At 35.6% G+C, this 19,075-nt stretch carries 12 protein-coding genes and 1 pseudogene; 9 read left to right on the plus strand and 4 right to left on the minus strand.

Annotated elements, in window-relative coordinates; translation table 11 throughout:
• Positions 1 to 35: 35 nt before the first annotated feature.
• From EKM05_RS13180 to EKM05_RS14870, 5 genes and pseudogenes are all read left to right on the plus strand, one after another.
• Complete coding sequence (locus tag EKM05_RS13180; RefSeq protein ID WP_126555995.1) at positions 36 to 1,565, plus strand: glycoside hydrolase family 10 protein; 1,530 nt, start codon at positions 36 to 38, stop codon at positions 1,563 to 1,565.
• A gap of 26 nt (positions 1,566 to 1,591) precedes the next feature.
• Positions 1,592 to 2,866 (plus strand): MFS transporter, encoded by a 1,275-nt coding sequence (locus EKM05_RS13185; protein ID WP_126460066.1) that lies wholly within the window; start codon positions 1,592 to 1,594, stop codon positions 2,864 to 2,866.
• Positions 2,867 to 3,033: 167 nt separating this feature from the next.
• Complete coding sequence (locus tag EKM05_RS13190) at positions 3,034 to 4,647, plus strand: glycoside hydrolase family 3 protein (RefSeq protein WP_126555998.1); 1,614 nt, start codon at positions 3,034 to 3,036, stop codon at positions 4,645 to 4,647.
• Positions 4,648 to 4,851: 204 nt separating this feature from the next.
• Entirely contained in the window at positions 4,852 to 6,318 is a 1,467-nt protein-coding gene (nhaC, locus tag EKM05_RS13195; RefSeq protein WP_126556001.1) for a Na+/H+ antiporter NhaC, read from the plus strand.
• A 94-nt stretch (positions 6,319 to 6,412) separates the two neighbouring features.
• Positions 6,413 to 6,643 (plus strand): annotated as a pseudogene (locus EKM05_RS14870) (integrase core domain-containing protein); the annotation flags it as partial.
• 110 nt (positions 6,644 to 6,753) lie between these two features.
• Here the strand turns inward: EKM05_RS14870 and EKM05_RS13205 are convergent.
• The 4 genes from EKM05_RS13205 to EKM05_RS13220 form a co-directional block, all read right to left on the minus strand.
• Positions 6,754 to 8,538, minus strand: a complete 1,785-nt coding sequence (locus EKM05_RS13205) for a DUF885 family protein (RefSeq protein ID WP_126556004.1) — start codon at positions 8,536 to 8,538, stop codon at positions 6,754 to 6,756.
• Between the two features lie 166 nt (positions 8,539 to 8,704).
• Positions 8,705 to 8,884 (minus strand): hypothetical protein, encoded by a 180-nt coding sequence (locus EKM05_RS13210; RefSeq protein WP_126460079.1) that lies wholly within the window; start codon positions 8,882 to 8,884, stop codon positions 8,705 to 8,707.
• A gap of 9 nt (positions 8,885 to 8,893) precedes the next feature.
• A complete protein-coding gene (locus EKM05_RS13215; protein WP_126556007.1) occupies positions 8,894 to 10,186 on the minus strand; it encodes a type II toxin-antitoxin system HipA family toxin in 1,293 nt (430 codons plus the stop codon).
• Entirely contained in the window at positions 10,186 to 10,533 is a 348-nt protein-coding gene (locus tag EKM05_RS13220) for a helix-turn-helix domain-containing protein (protein WP_126556010.1), read from the minus strand. Before EKM05_RS13220 ends, EKM05_RS13215 begins: the two co-directional genes overlap by 1 nt.
• 359 nt (positions 10,534 to 10,892) lie before the next feature.
• Here EKM05_RS13220 and EKM05_RS14700 point away from each other — a divergent pair, with 359 nt between their 5' ends.
• The 4 genes from EKM05_RS14700 (at position 10,893) to EKM05_RS13235 (ending at position 18,943) form a co-directional block, all read left to right on the plus strand.
• Positions 10,893 to 11,192, plus strand: a complete 300-nt coding sequence (locus EKM05_RS14700; RefSeq protein WP_233589295.1) for a transposase — start codon at positions 10,893 to 10,895, stop codon at positions 11,190 to 11,192.
• Positions 11,189 to 12,070, plus strand: a complete 882-nt coding sequence (locus tag EKM05_RS13225) for an IS3 family transposase (protein ID WP_233590910.1) — start codon at positions 11,189 to 11,191, stop codon at positions 12,068 to 12,070. Before EKM05_RS14700 ends, EKM05_RS13225 begins: the two co-directional genes overlap by 4 nt.
• Before the next feature lie 506 nt (positions 12,071 to 12,576).
• On the plus strand, positions 12,577 to 15,639 hold the full coding sequence (locus EKM05_RS13230; RefSeq protein WP_126556013.1) for an NHL repeat-containing protein: 3,063 nt from the start codon (positions 12,577 to 12,579) through the stop codon (positions 15,637 to 15,639).
• 28 nt (positions 15,640 to 15,667) lie between these two features.
• Positions 15,668 to 18,943, plus strand: coding sequence for a T9SS type A sorting domain-containing protein (locus EKM05_RS13235; protein WP_126556016.1), 3,276 nt, complete (start codon positions 15,668 to 15,670; stop codon positions 18,941 to 18,943).
• The last annotated feature ends 132 nt before the right edge of the window (positions 18,944 to 19,075 follow it).

Raw genomic sequence — 19,075 nt, forward strand, 5'->3', positions numbered from 1 at the left:
AAACTATTTTTGAATACTTTATAAACAATACTCTAATGAAAAATCGCAAGCACACTCTTTTGCTTATTTTATTCTTTTTACTATCTTTTTCGATTGGTAACGCACAAACATCCGCTACAAATCCCAAAAATGAATTTAGAGCCGTTTGGATTGCTACAGTGGTGAATATTGATTGGCCTAAAATGAGTACTGATAATGTTGCCAAACAAAAAGCAGATTATATTGAGATTTTAGAGGCTTATAAAAAATTAAATTATAATGCAGTCATTGTTCAGATTCGAAGTGTTGGTGATGCTTTTTATCCAACCCAATTAGCACCTTGGTCCCGATTTTTGACCGGTAAAGAAGGACAGGCACCAAAACCTTATTTTGACACCTTAGCGTGGATGATCACTGAAACGCATGCCAGAGGTTTTGAATTTCATGCTTGGATGAATCCATATCGTGCCACAATGGATTACAATACTGCACTTTTAAGTCCACAACACGATTTTTTTAAATATCCCGAATGGATGATAAAATATGGTGGTAAATACTATTACAATCCTGCTTTGCCTGAAGTTCAAAATCATTTGACAGCTGTCGTTGAAGAAGTCGTTACAAATTATGACATTGATGCCATTCATTTTGATGATTATTTTTATCCGTATAAAATAAAAGGCGAATTATTTGACGACACTGATTCTTTCAAAAAATATGGAGATGGATTGGATTTAGCGGATTGGAGACGTAAAAATGTGAATGATTTTGTAAAAAGTGTTTCAATATCGATCAAAAAAATCAAACCGTGGGTGCAATTTGGCATCAGCCCATTTGGTGTCTGGAGAAATAAATCAGTAGATCCAAGAGGTTCCGAAACGGAATCTGGGCAAACTAATTACGATGATTTATTTGCTGATCCGTTAGCGTGGATGGAAAACAAGTGGATTGATTACCTTGTTCCGCAGCTATACTGGAGTATGGATCACCCTAAAGCTTCCTATTCGAAATTGTTGCGTTGGTGGTCTGAAAATTCAACAAATACGGCAATCTATATTGGTAACGGATCATACAAAATCAATACCGACTCTGACAAAAGATGGAATAATCCATACGAAATCCCCAACCAAATAGACATTACCAGATCATATAAAAATATTCAGGGTAATGCTTTTTTTAGTGCCAAATCATTTTTAAACAAAAATCAAAGTGTGACTCGATTACTGGAAAACAACCAATACAAATATCCTGCACTTCCTCACGTTGTTCCAAATTTTGTCAAAAAAGTAATCGCTGTTCCAAGGGCAAACGCACTGGTTAAAAATTCGATTTCTTCTAGTTTTTATGTTCCTTATCCTGAAAATAGTCAAGTGCGTTATGTGATGGTTTATGGATCTACATCTGAAACACAAATTGATGTGAATGATCCGAGCCAAATCATCAACAAAATTGCTTTCAATGAGAAAAACCCAGTTGAAATAGTAATTCCTACTTATAAATTAGATAAAAATAATTCCTGCGCCATTACATTCATCGATTTTTATGGCAATGAAAGTGAAGCTGCTTTTGTCAATTTTACACTATAATTTTAATTGAATATAATTTGCCTTAAATGAAAACAGACAATAGACCCTGGTATTGGATTCCCGTTTTAAACTTTGCTTCAGGCTTGCCGTATGCTATTATTATTTCGGTTTCGGTAATAATGTATAAAAACCTAGGAATCAACAATGAGGATATTGGTATATATACCAGTTTACTATATTTACCATGGGTAATCAAACCGCTGTGGAGCCCTTTTATTGACCTCTATTCGACTAAAAGAAAATGGTTTTTGAGCATGCAATTACTGATTGCAGTTGCATTTTTGATTGTGGGTTTGACCATTCCTATGAATAATTTTTTCATGCTAAGTCTAGCTGTTTTTTGGATGGCGGCATTTGCATCAGCCTCTAATGATGTGGCCAGTGATGGCTTTTACATGTTGGCTTTAGAGAAAGACCAACAATCCTTTTTCCTTGGAATCCGGAGTACATTTTACAGACTTTCTATGCTTACCGGAAACGGATTAATTGTAGTTATTGCTGGTTATCTGGAACAGGAATATGGAGACAAACAAAAAGCATGGTCCTACACCATGGTAATTGTAGGATTAATTATGACGGTAATTACCATTTACAATTATTTTTCGACTCCAAAAATTGAAACAAAAATTGCAGAGGCAAAAACGGAATCAGTCCCAAATAAAAGCTTCGGAGTTGTTTTTGCTACTTTTTTTCAAAAGAAACAAATTGGTTTAGTTTTGGCTTTCATTTTATTATTCAGATTAGGAGAATCTCAGTTATTAAAAATGTTAACTCCTTTTTTAATAGATCCTATAACTGCAGGAGGCATGGGCTTAACCACACAGGATGTTGGCGTTATCTATGGGACTTTTGGCGTGATTTCGCTTACTTTGGGCGGCATCTTAGGCGGTATTGCCATTTCCAGAGATGGATTAGGAAAATGGATGTTACCCATGATTTTAGCCATGCACTTACCTATAATAGGATTCATACTATTATCCCATTTTCATCCCGGTTCCGTTTTCTATATTTATGCGACGGTGATTGCGGAACAATTTGGTTATGGTTTTGGTTTTGCGGCTTTCATGATGTACTTGATTTATGTGGCTGATGGCGAATCAAAAACCTCTCACTACTCTATTGCAACCGGATTTATGGCGTTAGGAATGATGCTTCCGGGAATGTTGAGCGGATTTATTCAAGACTATTTGGGCTATGGAAATTTCTTTATTTGGGTGTTTTTGGCAACCATCCCTGGATTAATTTTATCCCGCTTTTTGATTTTTCCTGCAAATTTCGGTAAGAAAACAGAACAAGAATAAACAAACTAGCTTTTTTTTAAACATATAAGTCATATAAGTTTATTTAAGAAAGTAAGACTCTCTTAAAAATAACTGTTTTTTCACAACCCTTTTAAATAATTATTTATTCTGTGTAATTTGACTTACGTGACTTATTTGTTTAAAATTAACATCATATTCATTTTATAATGACAATAGAACAAAAAATAGGACAATTTTTTTTTCCAGCCGTTTTCATCAATGATACTGAGGAAAACATTCAGGCTACCGAACGATTAATAAAAGAGCACAATATAGGTGGATTGACTTTTTTTCACAGCCGTGCCAGTGCAGCAACCAATTATGAAACTACAAAAAAAGTAGTCCTGAATGATGGTAGTTTTCAGCGTTTAAAAGAACTCATAATCAGATATCAAAATTGTGCTACGACTCCGTTATTAATGAGTATTGATGCCGAATGGGGATTGGCTATGCGCGTAGAAAAAACACCACAATATCCGTATGCGATTACCCTTGGCGCTTTGCCTGACAATAAAAAAAATCTGGTTTATGAAGTAGGCAAACAAATAGGTTTAGACTTAAAATCAGTTGGGATTCATTATAATTTATCGCCATTGGCGGATATCAATAACAATCCGAATAATCCTGTAATTGGCTACCGTTCTTTTGGTCAAGACAAAAAAAAAGTAACTGATTTTGCGCTGGAATATCTCAGAGGACTTAATGATGCTGGTGTTTTAGGCTGTCTCAAACATTTTCCCGGACACGGAAATACTAATGTTGATTCGCATTTGGGATTACCTATTTTAAAAGAAACTCTCGAAGAATTAGTAGCCAATGAACTGGTTCCGTTTATAAAAGGAATTGAGAACAAAGTCGATTCGATTATGATTGGTCATTTGGCAGTTCCTGCTTTGAACGAAGGAAAAAACACTTCGGCAACGCTGTCAAAATCCGTGATTGAAACCCTTTTGCGCAAGCAATTGGGCTATGATGGTTTAGTGATTTCGGATGCGTTGAATATGCACAGCGTTTCTAAATTATACGATCAAAAAGGGCAACTGGAATGGGAAGCTTTTAATGCTGGTAATGATATTTTGTGCTTTGCCGAAAACGTACCCGAAGGAATACAGGAAATCCTAAAAAACGCAACTCCGGAACGGATTGAAGCTAGCTTTAACCGGTTGTGGAAATGCAAACAAAAAGCAGGTATTATAGACGGAACTTCTAAATTACCGCATCTTTCCCGGAATGCTTTTGATTTTAAAACCACTTCTGAATTAAACTCAAAAATTGCTCAAAATTGCATTACTAAAATAAAAGACACCCGCAATACCGTTACGCTTTTTGATGCAAAAAACAGAGCGAATCTAGCCAAAATAAGTCTGTATAAAAACACTGAAAATTCTTTTTTTAAAAATTTATCGGCCGCATTGCCTTGTCCTGAATTTTGCTATGAAAGAGGAGATACCATAGCCCTGAATGAATTAGATGAACTGCTACTTGATTTTGATACTATTCTTATTGCTTTGTTTGTTCCAAAAGCCAAACCAATGAATAATTTTGATATAGATGATTTTGTATTGCAGTATTTAGAAAAATTATTTATTTCAAAAAAGTGTTTTTTATATGTCTTTGGAAACCCGTACGCATTACAGATAATTCCTAACTTAAGTGCTACTGCAGGAATCGTTCAAGTGTATCAGGATTTTTCGGAATTTCAAGAAACAGCAGCTTATCAATTACTGGAAAATATGGAGTGCAATGGAACTCTACCGGTGCAAATATCAACTATTAAATAGACTCATAAAATATTTAATTTTCTCTAAAAAGGACTACGGATTGTGAAAAATAGCCAAAAAATAAATTCCGAAATATTTTAAATCCCGAATGGTTTAATTTGAAAATTCTATTAATAAAATCTACAAAAAACCAAAACTGATAGAGCAGCCACTTTAGGATATAAGGCTTTTTTTTATCTATATTGCACATCCAAACACTATAGAATGGATATAAAAATCAACAAAAATAAAGAATTATCAATAGGACAAGCGTTGGTTCCTGTTCTAGCGCTCATCATGCTGCTAGGTTTTAATGTATTCGTTTACGGTGATGATGCTTTGAGCGGAAGCAATCAATTTGTACTCTTGCTGGGTGGAGCTGTTGCAGCAATTATAGGTTTTTTTAATAAGGTTACCTATCAAAAAATGATTGATGAAGTGGCTGAGAACATCAAATCAACCGTAGGCGCTATCCTGATCTTACTTATGGTTGGAGCATTAGCGGGAACTTGGTTGGTAAGTGGCATTATTCCTTCGATGATTTATTATGGGTTACAAATTTTGAGTCCAACGGTATTTTTGCCTGCTACATTGCTAATTTGTTCTATAATTTCTATTGCTACCGGAAGCTCCTGGACCACCAGTGCTACGGTAGGTATAGCATTAATTGGTGTTGGTGGCGCATTGGGTTTTGATTTAGGAATGGTTGCAGGGGCCGTTATTTCCGGAGCCTATTTCGGAGACAAATTATCGCCCATGTCAGACACAACAAACCTCGCCCCTGCTATGGCCGGAACCGATTTGTTTACGCACATAAGATATATGATGATAACAACAATTCCTACGTATATTATTACTCTAATTTTGTTTATTATTCTGGGTTTGACAGTGGATATTAAAGGAGATGTGGATATAAAAACACTGCTGAATGATATTGAAAGTTCTTTTACTGTTTCGGGATGGTTATTTATAGTTCCCGCTGTTGTTATTGGATTAATCATAAAAAAAACAGAACCGCTAATTGCTCTTTTAGCAGGAACTCTTCTGGCTGCTGTATTTGCAATTCTATTTCAACCTCACATCATCAATCAAATTTCTGGTGTCAACAACATGACTTTACAATCCGGTTACAGAGGAATAATGGATGCCATAACAACTAAAGTAAGCATTCCTACTACAAATGAAACCCTTGCGGATTTATTTACTTCCGGAGGAATGCAAAAAATGCTGGGAACTATATGGTTGATTCTTTGCGCAATGGTTTTTGGTGGCATTATGGATGCAATTGGCGCATTGGCAACAATTAGTAAAGCCCTCTTAAAATTAGCACACACCACTTTTGGTTTATTTGCGTCTACCGTAGGGAGCTGTTTGGCATTAAACATTACAGCTTCGGATCAATATTTAGCCATTGTAGTTCCGGGTAAAATGTTTGCGAAAGCCTATAAAAATAAAGGTTTAGCCCCTGAAAACTTAAGTAGAACATTAGAAGACGCCGGGACTGTAACCTCGGTATTAATTCCTTGGAATACCTGCGGAGCGTACCAATCAGGAACATTAGGTGTGCCAACATTAGACTATCTTCCTTTTGCCTTTTTTAATCTTTTAAGCCCTTTTATGACTTTATTATTTGCTGCTTTCAACATAAAAATAAGACAATTACAAAGTGATGCGAACAATACATCTATCTAAATAAAAGTTATCATGTAACCACTAATTCTCATCATCGATTTAGGAAACATCAAAACCTAATTCTAGATTTAGAAATAAATAAGAAAATGCTGTAGCTGAAAGAATAAATGGAATATTAAAGCAGGAATTTATGATTGACAAATACAATCTAGATTTAAAAGTTATGAAGCAAATTGTAAAAGAATCAATCAGCATATACAATGAATTAAGACCTCATTATTCTAATTTCATGCTGACTCCAAACAAAATGCATTTACAAAATCAAATTAAAATGAGGACATATAAAACAAAAAACACTTACAAAAACGTTTTTGCAAGTGTTTAATTAAATATTTTTATCTAATAATCTGTATCGGTTATTCAGGACAAGACAACTTAATAACTTCGTTAGGTTTTAAAAAAACTATTGTTTCCCAATTAATACTTATATTCTCCTTAGTTACTTTGTTCAGAAGCCCAATTATCCATATAAGTTTCAAACACATTTAAAGGCACGGAACCAACCTGCAAAATGGCATCGTGAAACTTTTTGATTTCAAACTTGCTGCCTAAGCTTTTGATGTATTTGGCTTTCAATTCCGAAATTTTCAATTCCCCTGTTTTATAGGAAAGCGCTTGTCCTGGCATTGCCATATATCTTTCTGTTTCTGAAACAGAAGCTTGCTGCTCTCTTCCCCCTTTTTCCATCATGTATTGGATTGACTCTTCTCTTGTCATTATTCCGGTATGCAATCCAACGTCTGTCACTAATCGTATCGCTCTAAATAATTCTGATTTGTAGGCAGCCAATTTTTGATAAGGATCGGTGTACAATCCTAGTTCATCACCCAATGATTCGGCATACAAAGCCCAGCCTTCAGAAAAAACGGAATAGCCAGCAAATTTTCTGATTTTAGGCATGGATTGATTCTCTTGCTGTAAGGACAATTGAAAATGGTGCCCCGGAATTGCTTCATGTATAAAAAGATTGTCCATCCCCAACTTATTGAATTTAGTAGCGTCAACGATTGGAACATTAAAATAACCGGGTCTGCTACCGTCCGTTGTGCCTCTTTCATAATTGGCTGCCGACGTCGCCGCTTTAAATTTTTCAATTGCCTTCACCTCGAAGGCTGTTTTGGGAACAATATTGAATAATTTTTTCAGCTTCGGCTCTATGATGGGCAGGATGGCTCTGTAACTTTCCAATATTTCTTCGTCAGTGGTGAAAGGAAAAAAGGAGGGATCAGTCAGGGCATGATTGAAAAATGCAGTTCGGTCTCCCTGAAAGCCAATTTTTATCTTGAGGTCATCGATCTCTTTAGTAATCTGTTCCACCTCTCGAAGTCCCGTTTGGTAAATTTCATCCGGTGTTTGATTGGTAGTGGTGTTTACTCCAACAAAATATTCATACATTGCTTTTCCATTGGGCAAATCATTGTAGCCCGATGTGGTTCTGGATTTTGGCAAATAAACATTTTTTAAATAATCGGCCAGTTTTCGGTAAGTAGGGATTATTTTAGTGTTGATTGCCTTTTGATAGGCCAATCGTATCGTTTTCTTTTCTTTTGCAGAAAAGGAGCTTGGCATATTCCGAACGGGTTCATAAAAGATATTTTTAAGTGTATCTGTCGCAATTTGAGCTTCCAGCTGCGGAATCATTTTAATCACCAAGGCTTTGGGAAGTACCATTTTCATTGCAACGCCTTTGTTAAAATTAGCTATCGCAGTATCGGCCCATATCGTAAAACCATCAATTCGTTTGAGCCAGTTTTCATAATCTTTCGCTGTTTTAAATGGTTGAGAACTTTTTCCTGAACCAAGAGAAGGTAATGAACTGGGATAGCCCCTAAACTGGCTAAAGGGAATGTATTCAAGATGGAATGTTTCTCTTTCCAGGGCTTGCTTTATTTGGAGACTTACGATGTCGAAAGAAATTTTATCAAAAGAATTCAGCTTGTTTCTATCAAACGATGCTAATTGTTTTTGATACACGATGGTAAAGTCGTGTTGTTTTTTTAGGTAGGGTTCAGCTATATCGTTCGGAAATAAATCGTTGTACCTGTTGTCGCCTCTTTGTGTAGCTGTCAATGGGTTTAATAGCAAGCCTTCTTCGTAATAATTATCTAGAAATTTGCTGAATTTAGCATTGCTTGAGTTTTTTTGTGCCATTACAATTGTGCCGGTGAAAACAAAAAGCAGGACTGCTATTTTTCTAAGAAGAGATTTTAATTTATTCATATTAAGGATTATTTAGAAAATGATTTAATACTACACGCTTGATTAGTCTTTCGATTAAATGGCTGCTATTAGGGTATTTATGTTAATTTTTTTTTTCAATATGCTAATTTATGTTTTATTTTTTTAACTATTGCAATTATTTAGTTTGTCCTCAAAGCGCTATTATTTACAATACCATTTCCAGTTTGTACTTTAACTCAAAATAGTTTTGATTTACTTCTATTACTTTTATACCGGCTTCTTCAATAGCGGTTAATTCTTCTTTTTTTGATCCATCTGCATCAAAATAGAAGAGTATATTTTTATCACATTCTGTAAGTGTTTGTATTACTTTGTCTGCAAACATGTTTTTTACTTATAAAATTAGATGTGATCTAGCAATACTCTCTTTCATTTTATTCTCCACATTTGCGGCTTCAGCGAATTCGTACCATCTTTTCACAGCCTGATCAATTTGCTGGATGATAGTATTCGCCTTTTTTATATTCATTGATTTTGCTACTGTCAGTAAATCTTCTCTGGTAATATAGGTTCTCTTTCCATTAATACTTAAGTTATGCTGACTTACCCAATCACTATCAGGGCGATAGGCAAAACAAATATCATAAGCAGGAGAAAGTTCCCAATTACCCTCTTTCTTTAGTCGAAATGCAAAGTTTTTTGTATGGTCATCACAATTGCGTGCTATTACATTAAACACCATCCTTCTGTATAACTGTTCCGCTTGTGGATACGGTAGTTTTAATAAACGCATGGTTTGAAACAACTGTTCGTAACTAAAACTCGTTATTTGGTTAAAGTCATAGTGTTGCATTGCACATAACGTTTGTATGTGGTGTTTTTGATCGCCATTTTCTCTGTCAAAACGTTTCGTCATGAAATGCGCTCTACCATTTTCTTCGTATAAACGGCATTCCATCATTTCAATTCCGGCTGCTCTTGCCATCAGATAATAGGCCATTTCAATTCTACCATAGCCAGTACTTGCACCAAACTGCACATCGCTTACCGTATCAAGTTTGATTAACCAATGTTCAAATCCTTTTGGGGCATTTGTTTGTCCGGATTTTACCTGTCCTGTTTTTTCGTTATAGGCAATAATGGCTTTTGGACGAGCACCACCAGCTGAGGTTCCAATTTTAAGGATGTTCATCATGGCTTCTTGCTCGTTTTGGTTTAGATTGGCTGTAAAACCTTCTCTTTTGTACAGCATTTTTTGAGAGATGGCTACCAAGCTATCCACTTCTATATCAAAAGCTCTTTTATTGACATTAAATTGGGAAGGTTCAAATTCAAGCGCACCCATACCACGGGTTCCTATAAAGCAAAGCATTTCAACAGGGTTCATACTGTTTTCCGGTCGACCATTTTGGGCCAGCCAACTGTTAATTAATTGGTTTCCATAATCATCTGGCAATACATCTGCCAGCAATCCAGGAAGTCCTTTAAATGTTTTAATTTCTTTTAATTCTGCGAAAGTAAAAATACGTCCACGAGCATTATTGGCAGGCATTTTTAATGGGGCTAAATCCCAGTTTTTCGCCAAGAATTTTGCCTCATATTCAAAACTAGCTACTCCCGTTTCTGTATTCCAAGCAACAGCTCCCACCGTTTCATTCCATATTTTAACAAATGCCGTTGTTATCATTACCAATCTGATTTTTTATTAGAATCATTGTCACTGTTTCTCGCTCGTTGTCTTTTTTGCTGATCTAGTTTAGCTAACTCTATAGGACTTATTTGTTCTTGTATCTTGAAAACCTCCATAATATAGAGAAGGTCTAATACTCTTAATACTTGTAGCAAGGTTGGGACTGTTATTGTTCCCCCTTTTTCTAGTAAGCTGAGTGTAGAACGGCTTATATTTGCGGCTCCGGCAACCTCTTCCTGCGTTTTGTTCTGCGATAAGCGATGGTGTTTAACAAAAGCACCGATGGTTTGTGCTAAAGCGTTATCGCTCATTGCTATCCAGTTTATGTATGATGTATCATTCATAAAGTAGTTATTTATGATTTAATGACTGATGTGTCATACAAATATAGCTAATTTTAACGAAAAACTCAATAAATAACTTTAAAAGACTATTTCATTAAGAATGTTTTGGTCTTCATCTTCATCTAAAATTTCCATCGGTACATATTCTTCACAAAAGGATTTAAATTTGTCTTCCGAATTTTTATCCCAGAAAATGATTCTTTCTTGATTTAAAAGGCCTAAAACTTTTTTACATACCTCTTGTTCAGTAATTACAATGATTAGCACCCCTGATGTGGAGAAAAAACAAAAACAGATCACTGTGGACATGCTAACTTTACCTGCATAAAAAGTTAAGAATAAAACCTTAATTTTAACATATGAAACAAGTGCGTAAAATTTATGACCGAGCTTTTAAAGAGAAAGCCGTTCAATTGAGTTATGAGAGACATAACATCTCAGAACTGGCCAGAGAATTAGGAGTTACAGCTCCACAATTGTATAAATGGAGAAAAGAATACGAAGAGTTTGGACAAGGAAGTTTTCCAGGTAATGGCAATTTAAAGCAAACGCCAGAACAGGAGCTAATTTCTGAGCTTGAAAGAAAACTCAAAGATGCTGAACTAGAGCGAGATATATTAAAAAAAGCAATTGGCATCTTTTCCAAAAACGGTCGATGATTTATGCTTTCATCAGAAACAATGAAAAGATATTTCCGATTGAAAATATGTGTAAAGTATTGCAAGTTGGTCAAAGAAGTTATTATCAATGGAAAAGTCGGTCCGTTTCAGATAGAAAACAAAGAGTTGAGCTTGTTAAAGAAAAAATAACATTCATTTATTTTAATTCAAAACAAAGATATGGAAGTCCAAGAATGACTGCCGAGTTGGCTTCTTTAGGTAATAAATTATCAAGGATTACAGTTGCTAAATATATGAATCAACTGGGTTTACGAAGTAAATTAAGCAAGAAATTCAAGGTTACCACAAATTCTAAGCATAAGTATTTAATTGTACCCAATGTTTTAAATAGAGAATTTTCGGTTACAGAACCTTCAAAAGCTTGGGTATCGGACATTACTTATATTCGAGTAAAAGAAGGGTTTTTATATTTAACAACCGTTTTAGACCTCTATGACAGAAAAATTATAGGTTGGAGTCTAAGTAACGGGATGAGTGTAGAGGAAACTTCTTTGGCGGCTAGGAGAATGGCTATTAAAAACCGAAGCATTGAAAAAGGATTGGTATTTCATTCTGACCGAGGCATTCAATACGCCAGCAAGAAGTTTACTAATGTGATTGATTCCTATAAAATGATTACAAGGAGTATAAGTAGAAAAGGGAATTGTTGGGATAATGCAGTAGCTGAGAGCTTTTTTAAGACTTTGAAAACCGAACAAATTTATGGTAATAAACTTATATCAAAAGAGCAAATGGAACTCGATATATTTGAATTTATTGAAATCTGGTACAACAGAAAAAGAAGGCATTCCGCCTTAGATTACAAAACAATAGAAGAATTCTGGAAACAGAAAAATAATTTTAAAAATGTTGCTTAACTAATACTGCGGGTTTTATTTGCATATCCATATCATTAAAAGTGGGTATTGTATACTTAAAATAATTCTTGTTTTTTTGTACAATACTATAAGGTTATAAATACAAATGTCATGATAAAAATTCTATACTTATTGATTGTTGGTATGGTTTTCTTTTTATTAAAAATAATACAATAAACATTCCGCCATAGTTTTCAAAGCTATTCTGTTTAAGAGAAAGTATCCCATTTAAAAGGCTTCCAAAAAGGAGGTCTTGAAGATGAAAGCGATAAATATTAATTTGTGAGTAACAAAATGTTTTAAGCACTGATCTAAAACTACAAATAGAAATTGAAAAAATATTTAATTAAAAAATAGCCTTTTACGGAAACCCGTAAAGAAGTATCAAAAAACAATCTTACGTTTGTTTTTATTTGTATATATAATCGTAATAATTAATTATAAAAACAATTACGATTACTAACCATAACATCAATATTCTGCTTTTACTTTTAAATAATTTAATTATGAAAAAAACTTTACTCCTACTATTGTTTCTTCTTGCGGCAATGCAACCAAATTTATTTGCACAAAAAGTAACACTAACAACTTCAAAAACTACAATAGCGGAAAATGAAAGCGCAAGCCTAACAGCCACACTTGATGTGCCAACCGACAAGGATGTTACAATAAGTCTGGCATCTACAGGAACTGCGATACTTAGCCCAGATTTCATCACAAATTCTGCTGTAGTTATCACTACTGCCGCGGGAGGGAATGGTTCTGGAAGTAATGCCAACCAACTAAGTTCTCCAAATAGTTTTTTTGTAGACAATGCGGGTAACATATACGTTACGGATACACAAAATAACCGAATTCAAAAATGGGCTCCTGGAGCAATTAGCGGGACAACTGTTGCTGGGGGAAATGGAATGGGAGCAAATGCCAACCAACTGTCGTCTCCAAACAATCTATTTGTTGATACAGCAGGAAATATTTATATTGCTGATACTCAAAACTACCGAATTCAAAAATGGGCGCCTGGAGCAATTACAGGCACAACAGTGGCAGGTGGAAACGGTATGGGTTCAAATGCTAATCAACTAAGTTATCCAAATAGATTTTTTGTAGACACCATAGGTAATATTTATGTTGTAGACGGAATGAACAATCGAATTCAAAAATGGGAGGCCGGTGCCATTACCGGAACAACAGTCGCAGGGGGCAATGGAACAGGTTCAGGTGCCAACCAACTAAGTTCTCCAAATAGTTTTTTTGTAGACAATGCGGGTAACATATACGTTACGGATACACAAAATAACCGAATTCAAAAATGGGCTCCTGGAGCAATTAGCGGGACAACTGTTGCTGGGGGAAATGGAATGGGATCAAATGCCAACCAACTGTCTTATCCAAATAATCTGTTTGTTGACACTGCTGAAAATATCTACATTGCTGATAGCCAAAACAATAGAATCCAAAAATGGGCGCTTGGAGCAACTACAGGAATAACGGTAGCGGGCGGAAATGGCATGGGGTCAAATGCCAACCAACTGTCTTATCCAAATAATCTGTTTGTTGACACTGCTGAAAATATCTACATTGCTGATAGCCAAAACAATAGAATCCAAAAATGGGCGCTTGGAGCAACTACAGGAACCACAGTTGCTGGTGGGAATGGTGCAGGAGCCAATGCTAACCAACTAAGTTCTCCAAACAGTTTTTTTATTGACACTACAGCAAACATTTATGTTGCAGACGGCATGAACAATCGAATTCAAAAATACCAATATTCTCCACAAATTATTATTAAAGCCGGACAAACTACTGCACAACTTATAGTAAGCGGCATTGTTGATAGCGCAGATGAATATGATGAAACTATTGTTTTGGAGCCAGGAATTACCAATGCTACATTGGCAAGTACCGATCCGATTCGAATTACTTTAACTGACAATAATACCCCACCAACAGTCACTTTTACTTTTAGTAAAGACAAAATTACAGAAAACTCACAGACAGATGTAACATTAACAGCTACACTATCAAATATTTCAGGTAAGGATATTGACATCGATTTTTTAATCCAAGGTACCGCCACGGAAACAGGCGAATATACTGTTAACAGTAAGCGTATTTCGATACCGGCAAATAAACCCTCTGGGAATACCTCCATCTCAACAAAAGGACTGGATGACACTTTAGTGGAAATGTTGGAAAGTATCATTTTTAAAATAAGCACAATAACTAATGCTACAGCTACTATAGATACGGCGACTTTATATTTAGAAAGCGATGATAATCCAAAAGTTACCGTTACGGTTTCTCCCACTACAATAGCGGAGCACGAGAGCGCAACCATCACAGCCACGCTTGACGCAGCATCTTCTAAGGATGTAACTATAAGTCTCGAATCAAACGGAACGGCTGTTTACGATCAGGATTTTAAAACCAATTCAGCAGTTGTGATTTCTAAAGTTGCGGGAGGGAATGGTGCTGGCAGTAACGCTAATCAACTTAATTATCCAAGCAAAATGTCTGTGGATGCTGGCGGAAATGTATATATTGCTAACAGCAATAAAATTCAAAAATGGGCTCCTGGTGCAAACGAAGGAACTACAGTTTTGACTATCGCTAGCGGTACATATGTTGATTTTATTATTGTTGATGGAAATGGGAATATTTATATATTGGATCGAATGCAGTCAAGGATTGAAAAATGGGTACCAGGAGCGACTTCCGGAGTTACAGTCTCTGGTGGTAACGGTTCAGGATCAAATGCGAATCAATTTAATAGTCCGAGTAATTTTTTTGTAGATGCAATTGGTAATATTTATGTTACAGATACAAACAACAACAGAATACAAAAATGGACACCAGGCGCAACAACCGGAATTACAGTTGCCGGAGGAAACGGAAACGGAGCGACCGCAAATCAATTGAATAATCCAAGAGCTACTTTTGTAGACGCTGCCGGGAATATTTATGTAAATGACAATATGAATAATCGTATTCAAAAATGGACTCCAGGTTCTTTAACTGGGGTTACAGTATTGGGTGCCGGTCCGGTGGCAGAATATGTATACTTAGGACAAAACATCGAAGGTCTTTTTGTAAATAGTACGGAGAAAATATTTTTGATGTCCTCAGAATACACTAATACAGGAGAAGTAAAATATATCAAAAAATGGAATCCTGTGACTAGAAAAAGTGAGGTATTAGCAGGGAGCAATGGTATAGGTTCTGAAAATAATCAATTAAAAAACCCACAAGGGTTTACTTTAGATTCAAAAGGGAATCTATATATAGCAGACACAGAAAACAATCGAATTCAAAAATACCAATATTCACCACAAATTATTATTAAAGCTGGACAGACCAGTGCACAACTTATCGTTAGCGGTATAGAGGATGAACTGGAAAATGAGGGTACTGAATTAATTGTTTTAAAAACAGCTGCTGTAAACGCGACTCTTAGTTCTACAGATGATATTAAAGTTAATTTACTGGATAATACCAGAACATTAACGCTGCAAGTGAACAGTCCTTTTACTGGTCTGGAAAACGGAGCTGTGGCCTGGGGATTATGACCGAGATGGTGATCAGGATGTGGCGGTTATGGGCACCGGAAACAGTGGTGCCGTAACCATATTATATGAAAATAGAAATGGTGTTTTTGTAGATACTAATCAAAATTTCACAAAGTTATATGGAGGAGATATATCTTGGGTAGATCTTAATAAAGATGGTTGGATTGATTTGGTGGTATCCGGATTTAACGCAACTCCACAAACAAAGGTGTATATGAATAATAAGGGGACTAGTTTTACTCCATCTGCCGAATATGGATTGCCGCAATTGTATTCCTCTAAAATGGCTTGGGGTGATCTGGATAATGACGGAGACATTGATTTAGCGATTTCCGGTATTGACAAAGACGAAAAATATGTTTTTAATATTTTATATAAAGAAGATAATCAAAATAAATTTGTTATTGAGCCCAAAACAAGTGCAACAATTAATAACACTATGATGTCTAATAATTATCAAGGGTTTATTAATGGCGATTTAAAAATAGTTGATATTGATTTAGATGGTGATAATGACATCATCTATAATGGTGAAAACTCTTCCGGCCAACCAATTAGTAATACCATTTATAATTCTTATATAAAAACGGTCATTCCTAATAATTATAATTTCAGTCAACCCCTAAATTTAAAAAATTCGGTAATTGAAGTGGCCAAAATGAATTCTTCGCAAGGTAATTTGACCGTCTTATCCAGCGGAGTTGATTCTAATGGGGTTAATCAGTTTTACGCTTCTACTATTTTAGCTGGGAATGGTGGAGCTGGGAGTGAAAGTCAATTTCCAAAATTAAAAAAGGGAGACATTGCTGTTTCCGATTATAATAATGATGGAATCAATGACATCTTTTTTACTGGAGAAGATGCTTCTGGAGTTCCAATTTCTAAATTATATTTTCAAAATACTGATGGAAATTATAAACCCTCGCCAATAGCCATAGAAGGATTGCGTAACTCAACAGCCAATTGGGTAGATTATGATGGGGACGGAGATTTAGATCTCTTTTTGACTGGGATTAGCGCAGCTGGTGGAGCAAAATCATTATTGTATGTGTCGGATATCGCCAATAAGAAAAATACGGCTCCAGTAATAGTAAGCGGTTTAATTGCAGAAGATTTAGGTAATGGAAAAATAAAATTCAAATGGAATGCTCCAAAGGATGATTATAGCACTAATTTAGGTTATGTCATTAAGCTTGGTACGACTCCCGGCGGGACCGAGCTTTCTAATACGGAAAGTAACCTGACTACCGGTGCAAGATTGATTACAAAACCGGCTGCTATCTATACTGGGTTTTACGAAATGCAACTTAATCCCGGAAAATACTATTGGTCTGTACAAGCTGTTGACACGGGATTGAAAGGCGGGTTTTTTTCAGCAGAGGATTCCTTTACCTTAACCTATGATTGGAAAATTTTGAACCAAGGTGGAATTATTGATCGATCTATATCCGGAATAGAGGCTCCGGTCATTAAATTAGCCGACTTGGACAATGATAACGATTTGGATCTAATTTATGCCAATGCTAATGGCTCTGGTTCTCAAATTTTACGATTTGATGGTAAACGATTGCTTGCCGATAATAATGTTTCTAATATTAACAGTTTTGTATATACCATTAACTACATAAATAATATTAATAGTTTAGCAGTTGGCGATATTAACGGGGACGGTATTGCTGACCTGGTTAGAAATGATTTCAATTCAATAAATAATTTAGTTCTAAATTTAAGTAACGGCACTGATTATACTTCCATTCCTTTAGGTGCCGGCTTATTCAAGTCCAAAATCAAAATTGTAGATATGAACAATGATGGCCAATCCGACATTGTAGTATTGGGAATGTCTACAAATACCATATCAGGTCTGCCAAAATTATGGATTTACGAATATGATAAATCTACCAATCCGCCAAGCTTCAAAAAGACAGATGCTTCTGCCCAGATAGCTCCCCTTGCAAATGCCTCTTTCGATTTAGGGGACATTGACAAAGATCAGGATATTGATTTAATAATCACGGGGTTCAGTGCTTCAGACGGCTTGAAGTGTATTATTTATGAAAATGTCACGGAACTGGCCGGTAGCTTCACCTTGAAAGCAACAGATAATAATTTGGTCGCTATCAAGGACGGAACAACTGATTTTATTGATTTTGATGGAGATGGAGATCTAGATGCAGTATTTACGGGAACAAGTGCTACTAATGATATTTTCGATATATATATCAATAAGTTGAATGAAGGCATAACGACCTGGTCGAGATTTTCAAGTGGTTTAGAACCTATGAGGCAAAGTAAAATCAGTTTAGGAGATTTTAATGGAGATGGGTACAGTGACTTGTTGTATTCGGGTATAACAGGGGGTGGCGCTGGAAACGTGACCAAGTTGAGTGAATATAACCCCAGTACTTCAAAATATACAGACAGTGCATTTGATGTAAGTGACATTCTTAATGCCGAAGTGGTATTTGGGGATATAGATGGGGACAACGATTTGGATTTTGTGATTGTAGGAAAAAATAAAAATTACAATCCAAATGACGCTAATAATATTAATGGAATAAGCAAGCCCTTTATTTTTAGAACCTATATTAATGTTCGTAATGATTCTGCTAAAATTTTAGCATCTTCTGGAAAACAATCTGCTACTAAAAAAACGTTTAGCCCAAAATCAGCCACTTATACTATAAATGAGAAGCCGTCAGTGCCTGCGTTACCGAGCACTCCTGTGAAGTTTTTAAATGACGTGAGCAGCAAAACGGGAACATATCCGGTAGAGCTTTCATGGCTGGCCGCATCAGATGATCATACGCCAAGCGCTGGTCTAACTTATGCCATTAAAATAGGGACAACCCTAGGCGCGGAAAACATTATGGGTGCCAATGCAAATACATCCGGAAAACGTAAAGTTTCTGAAAAAGGAAATGTGGAACACAATAAAAAGTGGCGTTTAAGTCTGCCTGTCGGAACTTACTATTGGTCTGTACAAGCAATAGATGCCTCATACTCAGGTTCGGAATTTTCGGCGACTAATAAGTTTGAAATAACTTCAAAAGGCTTATCAACTACATCGTTTGACAAATATTTTTTAGTAACAGCCTTTCCAAATCCAACAAATGATATTGTGACCGTCGTAATACCAAAGGAATATGTTTTAGAAAAAATAGAAATGTATAATAGTTTAGGACAATTTTTGGGACAGTATACTAAAAGTACCATTTCACTTCAAAACCTAGCTAGTGGTCATTATTTCTTAAAAATATACACATCAGGAGGTACTACTACAAAAAAAATAATCAAGTTATAACTCTCTATATTGTTGAAACTAAAGTAATTTTTTAACCTAAAGCCTAGCTAATCAGTAGACTGCACCCAAAAGTTTAGACAAATTTATAATTAATTTTGATAATAATGAGCTCGATATTTTATCGGGCTCATT

It is taken from the genome of Flavobacterium sp. GSP27, from assembly GCF_003970395.1.
GTDB lineage: Bacteria > Bacteroidota > Bacteroidia > Flavobacteriales > Flavobacteriaceae > Flavobacterium.